Source organism: Salinimonas sediminis (genome assembly GCF_003429285.1).
Lineage (GTDB): Bacteria > Pseudomonadota > Gammaproteobacteria > Enterobacterales > Alteromonadaceae > Alteromonas > Alteromonas indica.
The window spans coordinates 1868915-1891132 of record NZ_CP031769.1 but is presented as its reverse complement, the minus strand read 5'-3'; the positions used below and the strand labels follow the sequence as shown (position 1 = coordinate 1891132).

The window sequence follows — 22218 nt, the reverse complement described above, 5'->3', positions numbered from 1 at the left end:
CCTTGGTTTTGCCACACTAGGCCACAAATTAGTTATCAATACAAATAACCATATCATATAGCTAAAAATCACTTTAATTTTTAGTCTGCGGCACCAATGATATGAAAGATAATCAAAATATGATGCGACTGGCGCCAAGGTACAGCGAGATCGCACGGCGAGCTCGTACGCTGAGAGTGTACAGCGAGATGGTACGGTAAAATGGCTAATGCCGACGGTAAAACGCTGACCATCGCCTATTGCAGATATTCCAAGCGAATAAAGGACGACTTATGAACGTATTTGACGACAATTCACTGGCCATTGGCCGTACACCGTTAGTTAAGCTGAACCGGGTCACCGGCGGCAATGTTTATGCAAAAATTGAATCGCGTAATCCAAGTTTCAGTGTGAAATGCCGTATTGGCGCTAACATGATTTGGGACGCTGAAAAGCGCGGTGTATTGACCCAGGGTAAAGAGATTGTCGAGCCCACCAGCGGTAATACCGGTATAGCGCTGGCATTTGTGGCGGCATCGCGCGGCTATAAGCTGACCTTAACCATGCCTAGCAGTATGAGCCTTGAGCGCCGTAAACTACTGAAAGCCTTAGGTGCCAATCTGGTACTGACGGAAGCGCCTAAAGGAATGAAAGGTGCGGTGGCCGCTGCGCAGGAAATTGTTAATTCCGATCCTGATAAATATGTCCTGCTACAGCAATTTGATAACCCTGCTAACCCTGAAATTCATGAAAAAACCACCGGCCCTGAAATTTGGGAAGATACGGATGGCAAAGTGGATGCATTCGTAGCAGGTGTAGGCACAGGTGGAACCATTACCGGGGTAAGCCGCTACATTAAAAACACCAAGGGTAAGCAAATTATTTCTATTGCAGTAGAACCCACGGACTCGCCAGTAATCACCCAGGCCAAAAATGGTCAGGAACTGACCCCAGGGCCGCACAAAATTCAGGGCATAGGAGCCGGCTTTATCCCTGGTAACCTCGACTTGGATCTAATTGATGAAGTCGAGCAGATTACTAATGATGAGTGTATGGAAATGACGCATCGTTTAATGAAAGAAGAAGGCATTCTGGCAGGGATTTCCTCAGGGGCGGCGGTAGTCGCTGCTAAGCGTTTTGCTGAACGTCCGGAAAATAAAGACAAAGTTGTTGTGGTATTACTGGCTAGTGCTACTGAACGTTATTTGAGCAGTCCACTGTTTGCTGGCGCATTTGGCGATCAGGAAGAAGTTCAATAACCAGCAAGCTGGTAGCGCAGGTAGTGAACTGCGCGTAACCACCTATTGCACAATTGAAAAACGGGGCTCTTGCGCCCCGTTTTTTTATGTGTAAGGCGACCGGCTATTGCTTTAAACAGAAGCGCGCCTGGTGCGTATTGCCATGTGAGTGCCAGGCAAAAGGCAGGGAATTTATCCAACTCGGGGATGATAGTCGCTTTACCCTGCGAGCGATTATCATCTGTCTGCTATCGCAGATGCGCTGGGCCACCGCAATGCAGGTTTACAGTATTATTCTAGCGACTTGTATCGCATAGCTTAATGGCGTTGCCTGGCCTTATTTTGCTATTAAAAAGAGGGTATGATTGAACAAAGAGGATGGATATTATTGTTAAAGCGCACTTTTAAAGGAAGAACTAATGCTAAGGATACAATTTTATAAATATGTTGCGGCTGTGCTGTGCGTTTTACTATTAAACGGATGCGAAAAACCCCAACGCGGCGCAGTTGGCGACAGTGAGATTGACGATAAAACCCCTGAGTATGCAGCACTGATGTTTGCCCGTAGCATTTATCACGAGGAGTCTATTGACGGCGCCGTGGCGCTAAGTACTGATCGTATGCAGCGGGTGCTCAACAGTTATCATACAAACCGCAATGTACAGCGTCATGTGCTCAACCTGAAATACGATAAGGTCAACATAGTACCGGACGGCGGTAATAAAATTGGCCGGGCGCAATTTTCTGAAACCGCATCGATTACCTTATTTTTCAGTGGGACCTATGATGATGACCGAATTGAAGATTTACGCACGGTGCAATTGGTACGGCAAAACGGCCAATGGAAAGTTGACCGGGTTACCGCAGATTATATGTAACCGGGTGCCCCTACCGGATAGAGGCTAAACACCCGAATACCTGCGTTTAGCAACACGGATGGTTCAGCCCCAGGCAGGGAACGCTGAAGGGTGTAATATAGGCTACTGCCCTACTGCTACACCTTCTCGTCGTGGGTCGGCGCCCCCGATATACTGGCCATTTTTGATTTGTATACCATGTAAGCCGCTGTTTAAATCGATCACTTTAACCGGGTGACCTAACGCTTCAAGCGGCGCTTTCAGCGTTTCAGCTTCGGTACCTTTTTCCAGCGCTGTATAATCGTTACGGTTTGTAATACGTGGCAAATTTATAGCCTGTTGCACATCCAAATCGAAATCTACTACGCCGATAATGGTCTGGGCCACATAATCGATAATTCTACTGCCGCCAGGTGAACCGATAATCAATTCCAACTCGCCTTGCTTATCAAATACCATAGTCGGGCTCATGGCGCTGCGAGGGCGCTTGTGCGGTTCCACCCTATTAGGCACCGGGTAACGGCCACTTGTAGGATTAAAGGAAAAATCGGTTAGCTGGTTATTTAATAAAAAGCCATCAACCATCAAACCTGAACCGAACATAAACTCGATACTGGTGGTCATCGAAATAGCATTGCCTTGCTTATCTACAATTGATATATGACTGGTGTTAGGCTGTTCCAGCGACACGCCTTGGCCTACTTTAGCATCATCATAAGGTTTGCCTGCCCGTGCTTTCGACCAGGCTTTGTCAGGGCTGATACTTTGTGCCCGGCGCTTGAGATAAGGCTGGTTGATTAACGCCGCGACTGGCAAATTAGTAAAGTCGGTATCGCCAATGTATTTATCGCGGTCAGCAAATGTCATCGCGCTGGCCTGGGCGAACAAATTAATAAACGCCGGACTTAACGGGCTATAAGAACCAATGTCAAAACCTTCCAACAGCTTAAGAATCTGATAGACATTGATTCCGCCAGAACTGGGCGGCGCCATGCCGCAGACCTTACGGTCCCGATACGGCCCACATACCGCCGTGCGTTCCAGCGGTTTATAGTTGCGTAAATCATCCAGACTAAGTTTCCCGGGGTTCACCGGCGCGTTATTAACAGTCTCAACAATATGGCTAGCCAACTCTCCTGTGTACAGATAGTCGGCACCTTGGTCGGCGATCTGCCGTAGGGTATTCGCCAGGGGTTTATTTTTTCGCGTGACACCCGCTTTTAAAGGCATACCGCCCGGAAAAAAATAGGTGCTACTAAGCGGAAACTCACGCAATCCGGGGTGATAATCCAGGGCCACCAACTTGGCCAGTCGCGGTGACACCTTAAAGCCCTGCTCCGCAGTATCGATGGCATCATTGAACAGGTTTTTCCAGGGCAATTTACCATATTGCTGGTGCGCCAATTCAAGCCCGCGCAAAGCCCCAGGTACGCCCACTGATTTGCCACCTACCAGAGCTTCGAGCCAGGGCATAGGTTTATTATTCTGCATAAACCAATAGGCATTTACCTGAGAGGGTGCCGTTTCCCGGCCATCAAACGTATGTAACTGTTTTTTCTGATTATCCCAGTACAGGATAAAGGCGCCCCCACCAATACCGGAAGACTGCGGTTCGACCAGCGTCAGCATTGCCTGAATGGCAATAGCAGCATCAATGGCACTACCACCGCTCTCTATAATATTTTTGCCAGCCCAGGAAGCATAAGGGTTCGCGGCTACCACCATATAGTCGTCAGTTTTAAACGCTTGCTTATGCTGATAGCCGGTATTGGCCTCGGGCTCCCGTGTTTCAATCTTGGCGGTTTGCGCCCAGGCTACGGCACTGCCAAACACCAGAACCAGGCTCGCCGAAATGGCACACAATGTCGTTTTGATTGCTCCCTTAGGATGTTTCAAGGTATCTCTTTCCTCTTATTTAAATTTTGCAGGATCCACCGGGCGTTTGTGTAAGAATGCGTCAAACGCCTCTGTTGCTGCTTCACTGGCCATGGCTTCTAAGAATAAGTCCAACTCAACATTAATTTGTTGCGTGATAGCATCTTTATTATTGTTAAGCAGCGCTTTGGTGTGATGTAACGCAAACTGGGGTTTTGCAGCCAAAGACTGGCACACCGCATCAACCCGGGTGGCTAAATTATCGGCCTCTATCACGTCAGTGACAATGCCGCCAGCGTACGCGTCCTGAGCACTAAAAGGTTCACCCAGCATTAGCCACTCACTGGCTTTGCGCCGCCCTGCCAGGCGCGGTAACAGATAACTTGAAGCATATTCAGGTACCAGCGCTAAATTGATGAACGGCAACACAAAGCGGGTTTGCGGTTCGCAATACACCAGATCGCAGTGTAGCAGCATTGTGGTGCCGATACCCACCGCCATACCATGAACTTGCGCGACAACAGGTTTAGTGCAATCTACCAGTGCATGCATGAAAGCAGAAACTTCCGAAATATGCCGCCCTTCATCCTGCTGAGCAAAATCACTAATATCATTGCCCGCGGTAAAGCAATCACCATTGGCTTGTATTCTTACGGCTTTAATAGCCGGGTCATCGTTGGCCTGAGTTAATGCATCGGCCAGCGTCTGGTACATTTGTCGGGTTAACGCATTCTTTTTCTCTGCCCGGTCCAGGGTGAGGACTAAAATAGTATCGTGCTGGGTCACCGTAACATTATTCATAGTTAATCCTTTTACGTTGATTGCAGGGTTATTTTTCATTGTTTTTCTGTATGATAGCCAGCATTGTTTAAAATAGAAATCATTGAAATTAATGATCGTACTGCCACTTGCACCGAAGTACAGCTTAGGGCCGTTATTGGTCGCTATTACTGCTATTCTTATCTACCTGTTTGAACCGCTTTCAACCCAATGGCTGGTTTACGACCGCTATGCATTACAAGGTTGGGAAACCTGGCGCTTACTGAGTGCTAATCTGGTACATACTAATGGCTATCATTTGTTATTAAATCTGGCGGGTCTCGGGCTTCTATGGCTACTTCACGCTGAGCATTATCGGATAATCCGCTTTCTTAAGGTGTTTGCCTGGTGCAGCCTGGCCACCAGTATGGCGATATATATTGGTTCACCAGAGTTAATCTGGTATGCCGGTTTATCTGGCGCGTTACATGGTGTATTTGTATGGGGCGCATGCATGGATATTGCTGCCGGCGTTCGTTCCGGGTGGCTGCTTATCGCCGGGGTAGCAGCCAAAATTGGCTACGAACAACTTTATGGTAGCAGTGCGTCTGTGGCCAGCCTGATTCAGGCCAACGTGGCGGTGGATGCGCATTTATATGGCGCGGTAAGCGGCGGTATTCTATTTTTCGCCATGTATGGCATTCAACGAAAAAAGCCTTCAAGGCAATAAACCGGTAAGCTCATATACGCGCATAGTGAATGATAGCGATAACTGTCGTGCTCCCTTAACATACAACAACAAAAAGCCCGGCTATCAGGCCGGGCTTTTTACTTAAAGGTTTTCTTCAAAGAGCGCGTATATACGCCGGTACTCATCCAACCACGAACTGGGCTGCACAAAACCATGGGGCTCTACCGGATAAATGGCGGTTTCAAAGTCTTCTTTTTCCAGCTCAATTAACTTTTGTACCAGGCGCACCGTATCTTGGAAAAATACATTGTCATCTACCATCGGGGCGTTAATCAGCAATGGTTTTGACAACCCATCAGCAAAATAGATGGGGGAGCTGCGACGATAGGCGATAGGGTCTATATCAGGCGTATTCAATATATTGGCAGTGTATGGCGTATTGTAGTGCGCCCAATCCGTCACTGGCCGAAGTGCCGCACCGGCGGCAAACAAATCCGGCTGAGTGAACATTGCCATAAAAGTTAAAAAGCCGCCGTAGGATCCCCCATATGTGCCTATTCGCTGAGCATCAACATTCGCATTGGTAACCAGCCAATTGATGCCATCTCGCAGATCGTCTACCTCTGGCGTGCCCATGTTGCGATATATAGCAGTACGCCAATCCCGCCCATAGCCGGCTGATGCACGATAATCCATATCCATCACCACGTAGCCTTGCTGGACTAACATACTATTGAACATAAATTCACGAAAATAACCTGACCAGCCCAGATGCGCGTTTTGTAAATAGCCAGCGCCGTGGTTAAACACGACCGCTTTGTGGGGACCGCCCTGTTGATAATTTTCCGGTAAATAAACCCGCGCATAAATAGGTTGTGCAGTATTGCTGGACTCGATGGCCACCACCTTCGGGCTGGCCCAGGGTAACGCCAGAAATTCTTCGCTCACCGTATGGGTGATCTGGCGGGGCTTGGTATCCGCCGCCGTCGGTTTAATCATTAACTCAGGCGGCCGGGTGACTGAGCTGTGAGTTAACAATAACGTCTGCTCATCCGGGCTTAATGTGTAGTCGGTCATACCGTTAAGATCAGTAAGCGCCTCATGTTTACCGGTTTGCAGGTTAACCCGGTAAATTTCATAAATACCAGGATGCTTTTTATTGGCTTTGTAGTAAATAAACTGGTCGTCATGGGTCAGGGTCAGTTCATCCGCTTCAAACTGTCCCTGGGTCAGGGCCTGGGCAGCCTGCCCCGGAACCTGGGTATAGATATGAGCGTAGCCTGAACGTTCTGATTGATAGTAAAGCGTGTGACTATTATGCAACCAGCCAAACTGATTAAATTGATAATTAATCCAGGCATCATCATGTAACCGTGCCTGGTTAACCAACTTAGCGTTTTTCAGGTCAACCGTAGTCAGCCACCGATCTTTGTTATCCCAGGCTTCAAGCATTATTGCTACCTGCTCACCTGACTGGTGCCAGCGGATAGATGGTTTGTTCCAGTACCAGCTTTCTAATAACGTGATATCGCGTGGCAGGCGATTGACCTGGTACGTCTCACCGCGGGCTTTGGCATTTTCTGTTTTTACTTCCGCTAGAACATCATCGTTATAGCCGGGTAAATTCACCATTGATAAGGCTGTTTTTTCACCGCTGGCAACATCTACTAACCACAGGTTATGCTTTACCGACTCAGCATCCGCAACCCGTTGACGCACTTGTTTTGCCTCAATTCTGCCATCATCCTGAATATAATGGGGCATAATATCGTTGTCCTTGCGCCACGGGGTATCTTCGGTGGTGGCTAATATCGCCTTATCCCCTGCCGGTGACATAGAGACGGCGACCAAACGTTCATCGGCGGCAAAGTACACAGGGGTCGCAGCGACTGCCGGACTGTGCTCGGCCAACGCTTGTTCTGCGGTTTGCGTTTCTTCAGCATGGCGACGCTGTTTTGCAATATAAGCCAACAAAGAAACCTGCTCGCGCGCCACATAGTCTGCTGGCTCGGTAACCGGTTCAGGCTGGTCAGCAAACTGCCAGCTCAGCAATTGCTCACGCTGCCCTGTAGCCAGGTTAATAGCAATAATCTTATTGGCACTGCGGGCCATCAACCGGCCATCCTGCATAAAGCGCAGTTGCGACAGTGCCGCCCCGCCCCGGGTAAGCTGAACAATCTGACCGGTCTGCTGGCCCTGATCAAATTTTACAAAAACACTGTCTTTAAAGCGAAAGGCCGTTGTATTGCCATCGGGACTGACCACATATTCGTCGTAACGTAAAGTATGCAAGTCGGCTAATTCAGCTTTTGATGCATGGTCTGGCCGCGTTACATTGGCACTATAAACCTCCCGCAAATCGCTATCGGTTTTCTCTTGTTCAAAAACAATCTTTGCGCCATCGATGGAGAAGCCGGCATGCTGAGGCTGGCGCCCCATCCACTGGGGATCAGACATAATTTTTTTCAAGGTTATAGTGTTGTTGTCTGATGCGGCGGCGGCCGGGGCCGTCTTAATAACTTTGGCCGGAGCAGGCTGGCTGGTCGTATTCGGCGCGTCGGCGGTAGTATCGGGCGTAGGTGTAGGTGCAGAAGTAGATGAACAAGCGCCAAGGGCGCTGGCCACCGCGGCAGCCAATACCAAAGTGGAAAGTTTATTCATGTGTGTCCGTCGTTTATATTTTGTTATTTGAACACGCATTATACGCAAAGCAGGTGATTGCCGGTCAAGCTTCATCTGCTATGTTGGCGCAATCGTCCTGCCTCTTTTTAGGCCCGCGATGGGGGCAAGGGGATAAAAGATCACCAGCGGCTAAGCTCACACTGCCTGATTTGGCTTTGTACTAGCAGCGGTAGGCTCTCGCTCAGGTGCAGGGAATCATCCGCCCCTGGGGCGCGTCTGCGGCAACCCAGTAACCAGCACACCTATGCCAAAGATACATTAAATTAACGCAGAAGCCCAAGCGCGGCTTAAGCGGCTGGCAACCTGTGCATTCACTAAATAACCGGCAAAAAAAAGCCCCGCTATCCCGCGGGGCAATCAAGCACACTCAACTTGGAACACACTTTAGCTTGAAACGTATTCACTGCCGGGCAATGAACACTTTTCGCTAACTGCATAAAGTTAGTCAGCGGCCTGTTCAATTAGTTCAACAATTTTTTTATCTGCTGCATCAAATGCCTGGTTGGCTGCTTCGGCGCCCATCGCCAGCCCTTCTGCATACACAAAGTTGATATCGGTAATCCCGATAAAATTAAAAAAATGTTCCAGGTATCGACTTTGGGTATCAAATTCAGTGCCCTGATACTGGCCTCCCCGGGCCGCCAGTATCGTAACAGATTTGCCTTCAAGCAATCCCACCGGGCCGGTATCAGTATATTTAAAGGTAATTCCCGCCCGCGCAACACGGTCAATCCAGGCTTTAAGTACAGAAGGAATACCAAAATTATACATGGGTACCCCGATAACGATGTGGTCTGCCTGCATGACTTCGGCCACGATATTATCGGATAGCGCTGCCAGCGCTTGTTGTTCATCGCTGCGCTTTGCCGGTTCAGTCATCCATGCGGCCATTTCCTGCTCTGACAAATGGGATAATGGCTGCGCCGCTAGATCGCGCTCAGCCAAACTCACAGTGTGCTGGGCGGTCAGCTTTGCGATATAGCTGTTGATTAATTTATTGGAATTACCATTAGTTTGATTAAGGCTGGACTTGAGGACCAGAACATTTGTCATAGTGTACTCCGACGTGTTCAATAAGTGCTGTTAGTCTACGTCAGGAGTAAATCGATTAAAATTTTAAAATATGCAAGGAAACGTTCGAATAAATGGAATATAGGTAGGGGTATGAGGTAATGCAAGGGTGGCTTCCGCACTAAGACCGTATACCGAGTTCGCCAAAACAGAGAGTAACCAGACTAAGCGACAACTGGGAGGCCACACAACTTGCAAAATAAACTATATCACTGATGTTCACGCTTTGTCTTGCTTTTAACGCATCATTTACATGTTTTATCTATTGATGTTAAAACAGCCGTTTAGCATTCACAGGGCTGTATACCCAAAGCATTGTAAGGTATTGTTTAGCCACAAAGATAATAAAGTTTACCGCACTCACCGCGTTATTTGGCGCGCGAATGCTGTACTGCACACACAAACCACGTCATCATTACTGGTTTTTATCATCTACTACAGTTTTGGCAGGAATTTTTAATGCAGAAATTCGCAATAGGTTTAATACCTTTGCTGGTGTTAACCGCCTGCGCTACCCGCAAACCGGTAGTCAAAGGTGAGCCTTCCAGAGAGCTTTCGACCCCCTATACGCTGAAAAGCGGGGGCTTTATTCCCCCGTTGCAGCGAGGCTTAAGAATTCAGCACGCTGATTTATGGTTCAATTTCGATTTCGAGCGCGAAGTGCTATACGGTACCAGTATTCTAACCCTGGACAGCAAACGCAAGAAAAGAACCCTCTCTGTGGACCTTGATACCCGCTTTAAAATTGAACAGGTGTGGGTAAACGACAAGCCCGTGCCCGCAGGTAACGTAAAAAACCCGGATGGTCAGGTGCTCATCACCCCACCCGCGGCGGTTACCTTCCCTCTTAAACTTAAAATGAAATATTATGGCCGCCCCCGGACCCCGGTGAATGCACCCTGGGATGGTGGTGTGATGTGGCAAAAAACCGCCTCCGGTGACGAATGGCTTGCCACCGCGGTCCAGGGTGAAGGTTGCGATTTATTCTGGCCGTGTATCGATCAGCCTACCGGCGAACCACAATCGCTTGATATGCACATAACGGTGCCTAAACATTTAATCGCAGCCAGTAACGGTGCCTTACATAAGGTGACACAGCAGGAAACCGCGCATACATTTCACTGGCATTCCGATTACCCTACAAATACCTATGGTATCGCGTTAAATATTGCCCCATATGAAACTTTATCGGCGGGTTTTACTAGTCAGTATGGTAACCGTTTTCCTATCACTTACTATTATCTTCCTACCAACGACGAAGAAAAAACCAAAGCTCAGGTCTTGTTTGATGAACTGCCCTCGATGATAGCGTTTTTTGAGAAGTTCATCGGCCCCTACCCTTTTGCTAACGACAAAGTGGGCGTGGTGCAAACCCCTCATAAAGGTATGGAGCATCAATCAATTAATGCTTATGGTAACGATTATGCAAAAGATGAGTACGGTTTTGACTGGCTAATGCAGCATGAGTTTGCCCATGAATGGTTTGGCAACCAGTTAACCAACAGCAACTGGGACCATATGTGGCTGCACGAAGGGTTGGGTACTTATATGCAGCCGCTTTACGCCCAATACCTGCATGGCAATCTGGCCTATTACGCGTATCTGAATAAAATTCGTCAGCAGATAACTAATCGCTATCCTATTGTAAGCGGCCAACCGCGTGCCGAAGAAGAAGTCTACGATAGCGACAAAGGACCGGGGCTGGATATTTATTATAAAGGCGCATGGATAATGCACACCCTGCGGTATTTAATTGGTGATGAGGCGTTTTTTAACGCGGTCACCCGCACTGTATATGGCCGCAACGATCCCCAGCCGGGTAACTTTTCGCCGGTGTATGCAGCGACCAAAGACTTTATCAACAATGTCAACCAACAGACCGGTCAAAACATGAACTGGTTTTTTGATACCTATTTATATCAGGCCAGTTTGCCCCGCCTAGATGTCACACGCGATAAAACCTCTATTAGTTTTCGCTGGCAAACCGCGGCATCCAGCCCATTTACCATGCCGCTAGAGGTAAGCATTAATGGCAAGATAACAACCCTGTCCATGGCGCAGCCCACTGCTATAAAGCTCAAGCCTGAAGATATTGTGATTATAGACCCGGCCAGTAAAATTCTGCGCTTTGAAGCCCGCTATGAAGAGGCAAAAGCACAAGATGCATCGTGAAGTCCCCCCGAGATTGTGCACGGCTTAGATACCAGGCTATTGCACCAATAAAGATTAGCCCTATCGCGCCTAACCATGCCGAGGTTTTAATACGCCCCGGCATGGTCTAAGCAGGTCTGATTCGAGTCATTAAACCTTGCCGTATTAAAACTGGTTCAATGCCTGACCAAAATCAGCAATCAGGTCGTCAAGGTCTTCAATGCCTACTGATATTCTGATCATAGTTTCACTGATTCCCATGCGTGCTCGTTCCTGGGCGCCGCTTTCAAAGAAAATTGTGGGTGCCACGGGTAGCGCCAGGGTACGGGTATCGCCCAGGTGCGTAGCGCAAATTACCAGGGTTAAGGCATTTAAAAAGGCCACCGGGTCGATACTGTCTATCAGGTCAATACTTAACATCGCCCCATAGCCATTCTGCATTTGTTCGCGGGCGATAAAATGCTGCGGATGGTCTGCCAGCCCCGGATAAAATACCCTTGCCACTTTGTCATGGTTATCCAGAAAAGTGGCCAGTTGCTGAGCATTATTACAAGCACGTTGCATACGTAAGCCAAGGGTTTCCATTCCCACCGCTATCTTATGCGCAGCATCCGGAGATAAGGTCGCGCCCATATCCCGTAGGCCTTTTTTCTTTATCTGGGTGAGGCCCCACTGGCGGGGATCGGCAACTTGATAGGCCGGCTTAATATTGTCAAAAGCTTGCCAGTCATACAGGCCGGTATCGACTACTACACCACCAAGCGCGTTACCGTGACCGGCAACAAACTTAGTTAACGAAGAAACCACCAGGCTCGCCCCCAAATCCCGTGCGTTGAAAAGCGGCGGCGGTGACATGGTATTGTCCACAATCAGGGGTATCTGGCGTTCCTGGCAGTATTTACCTATTGCCTGAATATCCGCTACCTGAGTAGCCGGATTTGCGACGGTTTCAGTGAATACCGCTCGGGTATTAGGCTGATATGCCTCCTGTATCGCCTCTAAGGAGGTGACATCCACAAAACTAATCTGCAACCCAATATCGCTTAAGGTGGCCATTAAGCTGCGTGTATTTCCAAATAGATACTGGCTAACGATGATGTGGTCGCCCTGGCGGAATAACGCTAAAAACAACCCGCTAATGGCCGCCATACCGGTAGCAAAGCATACTGCACCACAACCGCCTTCCAGCGCGTTGATCTGATTCGCTAAGGCTACCGCAGACCCGGTTGATGAACGGCCGTAAACATGTCCGGCCTGCTTCCCCTGAAACACATCAATAATGCCCTGCGCATCTTTGAATTCAAACAGTACTGAATTGGTTGAAGCAGTATGAACTGCACCATGTTCAGGTTGATTTAACTGCCGGTCGGCGTGGATTTGGCGGGTAGTAAAGCCCTGTTTGCTCACGAAAAGGATGCTCCATCTGCAGACTAAAATAATAAGCTGCAACGTTAGCATAAAAATATCTTTGTGTGTGCGTGTTCGCGCATTTCGTTAAGGGCTATTTACACTCGCTGCGCACTTTATGCGCGGGTAGTGGTGCTTACACCGCTGTTTCGATGATCCGCTTTAATACAAAAGGCTTATAAGAACCACGCACTAGGGCCTATAGGAGATGTATCTGCCGTTATGTGTATTTTGTTCATTGCGCAAAGGCAGCGTAAAGATTACCCGCTCATTATCGCTGCAAACCGGGATGAGTTTCATGCCCGCCCTACCCAGAGCTCACATATATGGAGCTCGCATCCGCCTATTTTTGCAGGCAAAGATTTACAGGCAGGTGGCACCTGGATGGGGGTAACCCGTAGCGGGCGCATCGCAGCACTAACGAATATCAGAAAACCGGATAGTGAAAATCCGCAAGCCCGCTCCCGCGGCGAATTGGTGGTGCGCTATTTACTGAGTCAGTCTTCAGATTCGGCTTTTACCCATGAATTGAGCCAACAAGCCAATCAGTTTAATGGCTACAACCTGCTGTTTGGTACATGGCAAAAGCTACAGGTATTTAATAACCACCGTGAGCAAGTTGAGTCGGTAAGCGATGGTGTCCATGGTTTATCCAACGCTTCTTTTAATGCTCCCTGGCCTAAAGTCTCTCGGGGCGTAGGCGCGCTGACCGAATACTGTAATAACGCGATCAACTTAGAAGAAGAAGCGCTGTTCGCCTTACTTAAGGATAGTACCCAGGCGCCGGATGAATTATTACCCACTACCGGTATCGAACAAGCGTGGGAAAAACGTCTATCTCCCATATTTATTCAATTGCCAGAGTATGGTACGCGGTCCTCTACCCTGCTCCTGGTTAAACGGGATGGTAGCGCCAGTTGGACAGAACGAACGTTCAACCGGGAGGGTGAGCAAATTAATCAGGCTAACGCGCTGTTTCAATTTATCTGATATTTATGCATAACCATTCAATACTTATTGATAATTTCTGCTTTTAGGACTCGTATTTTTTACTACGACTGGCATAATGCCTGCCTCGCTTATTATTCACGCAACGTGAGGAACCACTGTGTTTGAAGTATTACCCCATTTAGATCCTGATCCGATTCTCGGTTTGTCTGCCGCTTTCTCGGAAGATAAAAATAATGCCAAAATTGACCTTGGCGTAGGTGTATATAAAGACGAAAAAGGCAATACACCGATTTTATCGTCTGTCGCACAGGCCCAACACATCCTGCTTGAGCGTGAAACCAGCAAAACCTACATCACACCACAGGGTAACCAAGGCTATATCAATAATATGCTCGCCTTACTATTGGGTGAACAAAGCCCGGTAATGATGGCTGACCGGGTAGCCGCGGTACAAGCACCTGGCGGTTGTGGCGCGCTGCGGATATTATCTGAGTTGTTGGTTCGCTGTAATAAAGGTGCTCGGGTATTTGTTAGCGACCCAACGTGGGCCAATCATATTCCTCTGATTGGCTCCGCCGGCCTGAAACTGGAAACCTATCCCTATTTTGATAAAGCCATGGCAGGGATTAATTTTGATGCCATGATGGAGAAGTTAAGTGAAGCCGGTAAAGGCGATGTGGTATTACTGCACGGTTGTTGCCACAACCCTACCGGTGCTGACTTAACCAACGCACAGTGGGACGCGGTGTTAACCTTGGCTCAGGAAAAAGGCTTTTTACCTTTCCTGGATGTCGCATATCTTGGCTTTGGCGATGGCTTGGAAGAAGACGCATATGGTGTTCGCCTGCTGGCCGAAAATCTTCCAGAAGTCATTATTGCAGCATCATGTAGCAAAAATTTTGGCTTGTACCGCGAACGGGTAGGCCTGGCTGCGATCATCACCGATAGCAGCAAAGTGAAGAAAATTGCCCAGGGACAAATACAATCGGTGGCCCGGGGTATTTATTCTATGCCGCCAAGCTACGGTGGTGCGCTGGTAGATATTATTTTGTCCGATACGGCATTAAAGCAGGATTGGGTGAGCGAAGTTAACAGTATGCGTAACCGTATGCATAGCTTGCGCACCATGCTGGTTGAAAAACTAGAAGAAAATGGCGCCCAAAAAGACTTTAGCTTTTTGAATACGCAAAAAGGTATGTTCTCATTTTTGTGTATCACGCCTGAACAAGTACGCCAGGTGCGTGCCCAGCACAGTGTTTACTTTGTTGATTCAAGCCGGGTCAACATAGCAGGTATCAACAAAAATAATGTTGATACGCTGGCCAAAGCGCTGGTATCGGTACTGTAAAGACCGTATTTTCTCCGGGGTTTGTCGTTAAGCGGCAGGCCCCGGAGGTTTTAAAACCGCTCTAAATCAAGTAACCGTGCGCCACGTATTTCGTGGTTCTCGTCGGGGGCGCTCGCGGTGTCTAACATCCCTGTTAAATCCTCCAAACCCCGCGCCCGGGTCTCGGTTTCATTGGCGGTTATCAGATTAATTATTTGTGCCTGGGTATCTTGCAATGCTTCACGGTGGCGCCACTGGCAGTAATGCGCATGGGCTATCACTAACAGTTTTCGGCATACATCAATGGTCGTTTCGTATAGATCATCTTCACTATGTACCACATGTTTGAGCAATAATGACATATCCCCTTCCGTTAGCATGCAACGACGTCCAAACCGGTAACATGTACCTTGGTGTTTTAACACCGAAAAGGTTTCGGCGAGTGTTTCATCACATTCCTTTTCATCACTGTCTAGCAAAATGCGATTTTGCGTATCGCGCAGTTCAATAGCGGCATGAATACCATTTAAACGTAATGTGCTTAGCATTTTTTTAGCCATAGCCGGCATATCCTGGCTTAGCACCAGCGCCGACGCTAAATCCATTCCCATGCCGTATAACGTACACTGGCCGATAGCCGTTTTTGTTGATAACGCGGTTTGTTCACGGTCCCGACGAATTTGGGCTACGGTTTCAATCTGGTTTTTTACCGCCAGCACCGATTCGGTAAACTGAATAACTTTGTAGGGCCGGGTAATATAAAAAGAGGCTCCATTATTATAAGCCTGTATCATGCTCGATTCGCGGTTGTCGGTGGTAACAACTATCAATACAGGTAAATCATCTGGTTGCTGTTTAGTAAAATGCGTAGCTAAGCAAGCCACGTTTTGGGCACCGATCTCCCAGTCGCTGATAACAATATCGCTATGGGGGATAAGCTCGCTGGCAGCGCTAAAATCGGCCACCCGTTCAATAGTAAAATACTCATCCAGCGCCATCTGGTAAATCTCAGATTGCGTATCGTCTGCTTCTATAATTAATAACCGTAACATATCATTCTCCCTGATTAACGCTGCCCACGCGTTCGGTTATTGCACAATGCGCCATTAATGACACCATAGCAGTAGTTATAGACCCAGATTCACCGTTGTGCCTCTTTTTATCCCGATTGCCGGGAAATTAGGCCATGCTTCGATAGCCAGGGGAAAATCAATGCGGTTATCATTGACACAGGGTGGATTAAACAGCAGCGCCACAATAGACCCAACTGAACAAGTCGGGCACGCTCCTCGCTCAGCGCATAAAAAAGGCGCCATTGAGGCGCCAGTTTACACGTTACTTTTGCTACGCCAGCATGCCGCCATCTACAATAATGGTGCTGCCGGTAGTATAACTTGAAGCATCAGACACTAAATACAGCACGGTGCCGGCCATTTCATCGGGCTGCGCCACCCTGCCCAGCGGGATCTGGCTCAGCGCACTTTTTAATATTTTGTCGTTACCGGTTAATGCTGAGGCAAACTTGGTGTCAGTCAACCCTGGCAACAGGGCATTAACCCGAATATTGAATTTGCCACACTCTTTGGCAAATGATTTGGTCATGCTAATTACGGCCGCTTTAGTAATAGAGTAAATACCCTGCATGTCGCCAGCTACAACACCATTAACTGAGGCTGTATTTAAGATTACCCCCTGGCCTTGTTCGCGCATCATTTTGCCTGCCGCCACCGACATAAAGAAATACCCTCGGATATTCACATCTACAGTTTTTTGAAACGCAGCCAGGTCAGTATCAAGAATATGGCCAAAATAAGGATTGGCAGCCGCATTGTTTATCAGAATATCCAACTGGCCATGGGCGGCCTGAATATTGTCAAACAGGGCATCAATTTGCTGCATGTCGCCAACATGACAGGCCAGTGCACTGGCCTTGCCACCATTTTCCCGGATAGCCTGAGCGACGGCTTCGCAGGCTTCAAGTTTTCGGCTGGAAACAATTACGTGGGCCCCATACTGCGCTAACAAATGTGCTATCGATTCCCCGATGCCCCGGCTTGCGCCAGTCACCAGGGCCACCTTGCCGGTCAGGTTAAACAAATCCTTCATCTACACATTCCTTATCCATGCTCTACTTGCATGACCAGTTTGCCGAAGTTTTCCCCTTTAAACAGCATCATCAACGTATCAGGGAATGTTTCTAAGCCCGCTACCACATGTTCTTTAGCTTTGAGTTTACCCTGGGCTATCCAGCCGGCCATTTCCTGTGCGGCTTCGCCGTAATGCGGGGCATTATCAAAGACCACTATCCCCTCCATACGGGCCCGATTTACCAATAATGACAGATAGTTTGAAGGCCCCTTTACCGCGGTAGTATTATTGTATTGGCTAATTGCCCCACAAATAACGATACGTGCATGTAAATTAATAGCCGTAAGTACTGCATCGAGAATCTCGCCACCCACGTTATCAAAGTATACATCTACGCCCTGCGGGCAAGCGCTGCGTAAAGCTTTCTTAACGTCTTCGTTTTTATAGTCAATCACCGCATCAAAACCCAGCTGTTCGGTGAGATATTTACACTTTTCCTGGCCGCCGGCGATACCGACTACCCGACAGCCTTTAATTTTAGCTACCTGACCTACGACACTGCCTACCGCTCCGGCAGCCCCGGATACCACTACGGTTTCACCTGCTTTCGGTAAACCGGTTTTTAGCAAGCCAAAATAGGCGGTCATACCTGGCATGCCTAATACACCCAGATACCGTTCAAGTGGTGCCAGCGATGGGTCTACTTTATGGATGCCCTTAGTAGAACATACAGCATAACTCTGTACGCCAAAGTTACCGTATACTTTGTCGCCCGCAGAAAAGTTATCATCATTGGATTTAATGACTTCACCTACAGCACCTGCACGCATGACCTCACCTATCTGCACCGGCTCAATATAGGATTTACTATCGTTCATCCAGCCGCGCATAGCAGGGTCTAAAGAGATATATTCAACCTTAACCTGTACTTCTCCAGCGCCGGGTTCGGCCAATTCAGTTTCAGTATATTGCCAGTTATCACGGGTGGGTTCACCTTGCGGGCGGGCGGCCAATAACCATTGCTTATTTTTCATCATCTCTCCGTATCATTACCCTGGATTATACCAGTAAGCTGAAATGTTAATTGATTGTGACACAGGTCGGACCTTCTAATTACTGTCAAAAATGACACAATTATGGTTAATTAGGACATACATTTATGTTCGTTATACATCTTTATGGAATTAACTAATGATGCCGGATAAGCGACCTGCCAAAGTGATGGTATACGGTTTTGATAATGCGCTCTCCAGTGCCATTACCGGAGTGGTAGATTTGTTTGCCCAAGCTGGGGTGACCTGGCAGGCGATACATGGCGAAACTCGTCGCCCGGTGTTCTCGGTAGAGTTAGTATCTGCACGCGGCACTGACATTCGCTGCGCCAATGGCCTGACGCTTAAAACTGATGGCGCTCTGGACCCTGCTATCCGTCCCGATGTGTTATTGATCCCCTCTATTGGTAGCCAACTTGAGGAGGTACTAACCAGTGAACAACGTTTATATCCCATATTACGCCAGTATCATCAGCAACAAGTGGATATCGCCGCTAACTGCACCGGCGTATTCTTACTCGCCCAGGCCGGCATCCTGGAAGGACGTCAGGCAACGACGCACTGGGGATTTGCGAACGCATTTGCCGCGGCTTATCCGACGGTTAATTTACATAGCGAGAAATTGCATACCATGGATGAAAATCTATTCTGTGCGGGAGGCGGTATGGCCTGGTTTGACTTAGCATTGGTACTTATTGAACGTTATGCCGGTACTCAGGTGGCGCGGCAGACAGCAAAAGCCCACGTCTTGGATTTGCCGCGTTTTAACCAGACCTTATACGCGGGTAGTCGTCGTCAACAGCATCACCAGGATGAGCTGATTAAAACCGTGCAGTCTTACCTTGCTGATCACTTGCGTCAACCGGTTGCCCTGCCCCAGCTAGCGGCGCAGTTCAACCTTACAACCCGTACGCTGATCCGACGGTTTAAGGCTGCTACTGGCCAAACCCCGGTGCAGTATATTCAGCAAATCCGGATTGATCATGCCCGTAAGTTACTTGAAACCCAGCGCTGGACCATTGAGCGCATTCTTAGCGAAATCGGTTATGAAGATGCCAGCTCCTTCTCTCGCCTGTTCAAGCGGCAAACCGGTTGCTCTCCGTCCCAATATCGGTCAAAATTCGCGCCGGGAGACTTACTGTAATAAAAACGTCATATAAAAAAATTGTAAATGAAGTAAACTGAGCAACCGCAAGCAGCGCCTCAGTAGACTGCTCATACATAATGACTAAAAACCTTTACCTTCACACTTGGTGGACACATGAAAACACATCGCATCGCCTTGCTTACGCTGGCTATCAGTACTGCGCTAAGCGCGCCCCTGATGGCTCAGGAAACACAAAAAAAATCAAAAGAACCGGGCCTTGAGCAAATTACCGTTACCGCACAAAAACGTACCCAGTCGATTCAGGAAGTACCGCTTTCCATTGCTACGTTAAGCGGCGAAAAGCTTGATAGCCTGTTCGCCGGCGGCGAAGATATTCTGGCCCTGGCTGTACGCGTACCTGGGCTTTACGCTGAATCATCTAACGGCCGCGTTGCGCCACGTTTTTATATTCGCGGGCTGGGTAATACCGACTTCGATTTGGCGGCATCACAACCGGTATCGATTGTAATGGACGACGTGGTGATGGAAAACGTCGTACTGAAAAGCTTCCCGTTGTTCGATATCCAGCGGGTTGAAGTACTACGTGGGCCTCAAGGCACACTATTTGGCCGTAATACCACAGCGGGTATTGTAAAGTTTGATACGGTTAAACCGGGCCAGGACTTTGAAGGTTACGGTAAAGCAGTTTATGGCAGCTACAACACGATTAACTTTGAAGGTGCTGTAGGTGGCGGTCTGACCGATGATTTATCCGGCCGGATTTCGGTATTATCGCAGACGCGCGATGACTACATCGATAACGCCTACACGGGCGAAGATGATGCTATCGGCGGGTTTGATGAAAAAGCCTGGCGTGCCCAGTTGCTGTATCAACCAAACGATCGCTTTTCAGCCTTGCTTAATGTGCATGGGCGGGAACTGGAAGGTACGGCATCTATCTTTCGGGCTAATGTGTTCGATAAAGGCAGCAACGATCTAAACCAGAATTATGACCGTGAAACGGTTTATTATGATGGTGATTTGGAAGGAAACGGCCCGGACAATAACCCCCAAGAATACGATGGTTTTGGCTCATCGCTAAAACTGACGTACGCCTTTGATGCGGTTGAGCTCACCTCTATCTCTGCGATAGAAACCGCTGAAGGCTTTAGTTTAGGTGATGTTGATGGCGGTTGGTTTGTCGCAGACGAGTCTGGCAACCGATTAGATTCAGGCCCGGGTTTTATCGGTTTTTCAGCGGTAACCAAAGATCAGATGGACGATCTTGAACAGTTTACCCAGGAAATCCGATTTGCCAGCAACACCACGGATCCACTTAGTTGGCAGGCCGGAGCATTCTTTTTTGATTCTTCGTTCAATGTAACCAGTTTCGACGGTTATTATGGTGCCACCACTGTGTTTCACGAAAACACAACGTGGGCAGTCTTTGGCCAAACCTCTTACCAGGTGAATAAAAAGCTTAACGTGACGGGTGGTATTCGTTACACCTATGACGATAAATCTTTACGCGTAGGCGACCAGAATGTAGATGGCTTTGCACTGGTTACCGGCGATGCCACGATCACCGACTATGCCCCGGTAGATGTGGACGATGGACAGGTAAGCTTTGAGTTAAGCGCTAACTATCGCCTGACTGAAGATATCTCAGCATTTGCTCGCTATGCCAATGGCTTTCGGGCGCAAACCATCCAGGGCCGGGATGTTGCCTTTGAAGGCTCGCCTTCTGTTGCTGAAGCCGAAACCATCAATTCCTTTGAAGTGGGGGTTAAATCTGACCTGTTAGATAAAACACTACGCCTGAATGCAGCCGCATTTTACTATACGGTAGACGACATGCAGCTATCTGCCATTGGTGGCGGGAATAACTTCACTGCGCTGGTGAATGCCGATCAGGGTGAAGCGTATGGTTTTGAGGTAGACGCCCAGTGGCTTGCCACCGAAGCACTTACCCTTACTGCGGGTTACAGCTATAACCATACTGAGATAAAAGACGATGAGTTAACCGTTCAACCGTGTGGCGCTAACCCCGACTTTGCGTTTGCAGGCAACTGTACAGTTAACAATCCGCGTCCTGATGGCTACGCCGCTTATATTGATGGAAACCCGTTTCCTCAGGCTCCGGAATCCATCTTTAATTTTACCGCCCGTTACGCTATACCCATGGGTAGCGACGGTGAAATTTTTGCATTCACCGACTGGGCGTTCCAGGGTGAAACCAATCTGTTCCTATACGATGCGGTTGAATTTACCACCGATGACAATGTTGAAGGTGGCTTGCGCATAGGTTACGAAAACTTTACCCACGGTTATACGGTGGCGCTGTTTGGTCGTAATATCACCGATGAAGACAACGTCAAAGGTGCTATCGATTTCAATAACCTGACCGGCATAGTGAACGAACCTCGTATTTGGGGAGCTGAACTTAAAGTGTCTTTTTATTAATTACGTAACGTACTGTAGGGTTTAAATTATTTGGTTCAGGCTCTGCGGTAAATGTGCAACTACAAGCCAGGCGCACCCTACTTGCGGTTTACCTCAGATACTCCACGGTAAATCGCTAGTACGGCGTCCCGGTAATCCCACTCCCTTCAGGTAGTGGGATTTTTTATACTCAAAGCCACCCCAAAAAGCATTTACCCTCTTCGATTATCGTAAAAAACCAACCGAGGTTAGATAAGCAACCATAATATTAATGCCCCCCTTGTTTGCTACCACTGCACGCGATGACTGCCTTTAAGCCGGTGTAGCTAATGCTTGATGTACTATGGCATATGGCGGTGCTTTGCACGTCTGCAATAATTAACCGCCGGGGTAAGGTGGGTTAGGAATAGTTAAGTCGCGCGCATCCTAGGGATTATTCGGCCCGGGTCTTATTTTGAATAAATGCTTTTTATGCCAAAGGCTTTTACCTATACCCGTGTTCTGCTTTGCCCACTAAAGCGGTGGCTTAATTTTCTCACGATTAATGCAGGTACAAAAGAA

The 22218-nt window shown here is 48.3% G+C and carries 16 protein-coding genes; 8 read left to right on the top strand and 8 right to left on the bottom strand.

Annotated elements, in window-relative coordinates; translation table 11 throughout:
• Positions 1 to 272: 272 nt before the first annotated feature.
• Together cysK and D0Y50_RS08485 are read left to right on the top strand one after the other, a co-directional pair.
• Positions 273 to 1238 (top strand): cysteine synthase A, encoded by a 966-nt coding sequence (gene cysK, locus D0Y50_RS08490; protein ID WP_108566944.1) that lies wholly within the window; start codon positions 273 to 275, stop codon positions 1236 to 1238.
• Positions 1239 to 1636: 398 nt separating this feature from the next.
• Entirely contained in the window at positions 1637 to 2095 is a 459-nt protein-coding gene (locus D0Y50_RS08485) for a hypothetical protein (protein ID WP_117316453.1), read from the top strand.
• A gap of 102 nt (positions 2096 to 2197) precedes the next feature.
• Here D0Y50_RS08485 and ggt read toward each other — a convergent pair whose 3' ends face one another.
• Positions 2198 to 3916: a gamma-glutamyltransferase gene (gene ggt, locus D0Y50_RS08480; protein WP_408640695.1), complete on the bottom strand. Its 1719-nt coding sequence runs from the start codon at positions 3914 to 3916 to the stop codon at positions 2198 to 2200.
• Positions 3917 to 3985: 69 nt separating this feature from the next.
• Entirely contained in the window at positions 3986 to 4750 is a 765-nt protein-coding gene (locus tag D0Y50_RS08475) for an enoyl-CoA hydratase (protein ID WP_108566942.1), read from the bottom strand.
• Between the two features lie 91 nt (positions 4751 to 4841).
• On the opposite strand from D0Y50_RS08475, the gene rrtA reads away from it, so the two are divergent.
• Positions 4842 to 5438, top strand: coding sequence for a rhombosortase (rrtA, locus tag D0Y50_RS08470; protein ID WP_108566941.1), 597 nt, complete (start codon positions 4842 to 4844; stop codon positions 5436 to 5438).
• A gap of 102 nt (positions 5439 to 5540) precedes the next feature.
• Here rrtA and D0Y50_RS08465 read toward each other — a convergent pair whose 3' ends face one another.
• Both D0Y50_RS08465 and D0Y50_RS08460 read right to left on the bottom strand, forming a co-directional pair.
• Positions 5541 to 8060: a S9 family peptidase gene (locus tag D0Y50_RS08465; protein ID WP_117316451.1), complete on the bottom strand. Its 2520-nt coding sequence runs from the start codon at positions 8058 to 8060 to the stop codon at positions 5541 to 5543.
• A 462-nt stretch (positions 8061 to 8522) separates the two neighbouring features.
• The gene (locus tag D0Y50_RS08460) at positions 8523 to 9134 is read right to left on the bottom strand and encodes an FMN-dependent NADH-azoreductase (protein WP_117316449.1); all 612 of its coding nucleotides are present in this window, start codon (positions 9132 to 9134) and stop codon (positions 8523 to 8525) included.
• A gap of 477 nt (positions 9135 to 9611) precedes the next feature.
• Between D0Y50_RS08460 and D0Y50_RS08450 the strand changes: the two genes are divergently transcribed.
• Complete coding sequence (locus tag D0Y50_RS08450) at positions 9612 to 11324, top strand: M1 family metallopeptidase (RefSeq protein ID WP_117316447.1); 1713 nt, start codon at positions 9612 to 9614, stop codon at positions 11322 to 11324.
• Between the two features lie 144 nt (positions 11325 to 11468).
• On the opposite strand, the gene D0Y50_RS08445 is transcribed toward D0Y50_RS08450, so the two are convergent.
• Complete coding sequence (locus tag D0Y50_RS08445) at positions 11469 to 12710, bottom strand: cystathionine gamma-synthase family protein (RefSeq protein ID WP_117316444.1); 1242 nt, start codon at positions 12708 to 12710, stop codon at positions 11469 to 11471.
• A 222-nt stretch (positions 12711 to 12932) separates the two neighbouring features.
• Between D0Y50_RS08445 and D0Y50_RS08440 the strand changes: the two genes are divergently transcribed.
• The gene (locus D0Y50_RS08440) at positions 12933 to 13700 is read left to right on the top strand and encodes an NRDE family protein (RefSeq protein WP_117316442.1); all 768 of its coding nucleotides are present in this window, start codon (positions 12933 to 12935) and stop codon (positions 13698 to 13700) included.
• Between the two features lie 118 nt (positions 13701 to 13818).
• Positions 13819 to 15009, top strand: coding sequence for an amino acid aminotransferase (locus tag D0Y50_RS08435; protein ID WP_117316440.1), 1191 nt, complete (start codon positions 13819 to 13821; stop codon positions 15007 to 15009).
• A gap of 50 nt (positions 15010 to 15059) precedes the next feature.
• Here the strand turns inward: D0Y50_RS08435 and D0Y50_RS08430 are convergent, their stop codons facing one another.
• From D0Y50_RS08430 to D0Y50_RS08420, 3 genes are all read right to left on the bottom strand, one after another.
• Positions 15060 to 16040: a response regulator transcription factor gene (locus tag D0Y50_RS08430; protein ID WP_117316438.1), complete on the bottom strand. Its 981-nt coding sequence runs from the start codon at positions 16038 to 16040 to the stop codon at positions 15060 to 15062.
• Positions 16041 to 16332: 292 nt separating this feature from the next.
• Positions 16333 to 17094 carry an SDR family oxidoreductase gene (locus D0Y50_RS08425; protein ID WP_117316436.1) on the bottom strand — a complete coding sequence of 254 codons (762 nt, stop codon included), beginning with the start codon at positions 17092 to 17094 and terminating at the stop codon, positions 16333 to 16335.
• Positions 17095 to 17105: 11 nt separating this feature from the next.
• On the bottom strand, positions 17106 to 18110 hold the full coding sequence (locus D0Y50_RS08420) for an NADP-dependent oxidoreductase (protein ID WP_117316433.1): 1005 nt from the start codon (positions 18108 to 18110) through the stop codon (positions 17106 to 17108).
• A gap of 157 nt (positions 18111 to 18267) precedes the next feature.
• On the opposite strand from D0Y50_RS08420, the gene D0Y50_RS08415 reads away from it, so the two are divergent.
• Together D0Y50_RS08415 and D0Y50_RS08410 are read left to right on the top strand one after the other, a co-directional pair.
• On the top strand, positions 18268 to 19272 hold the full coding sequence (locus tag D0Y50_RS08415; protein WP_332308383.1) for a GlxA family transcriptional regulator: 1005 nt from the start codon (positions 18268 to 18270) through the stop codon (positions 19270 to 19272).
• A gap of 117 nt (positions 19273 to 19389) precedes the next feature.
• Positions 19390 to 21678 (top strand): TonB-dependent receptor, encoded by a 2289-nt coding sequence (locus tag D0Y50_RS08410; RefSeq protein WP_108566930.1) that lies wholly within the window; start codon positions 19390 to 19392, stop codon positions 21676 to 21678.
• The last annotated feature ends 540 nt before the right edge of the window (positions 21679 to 22218 follow it).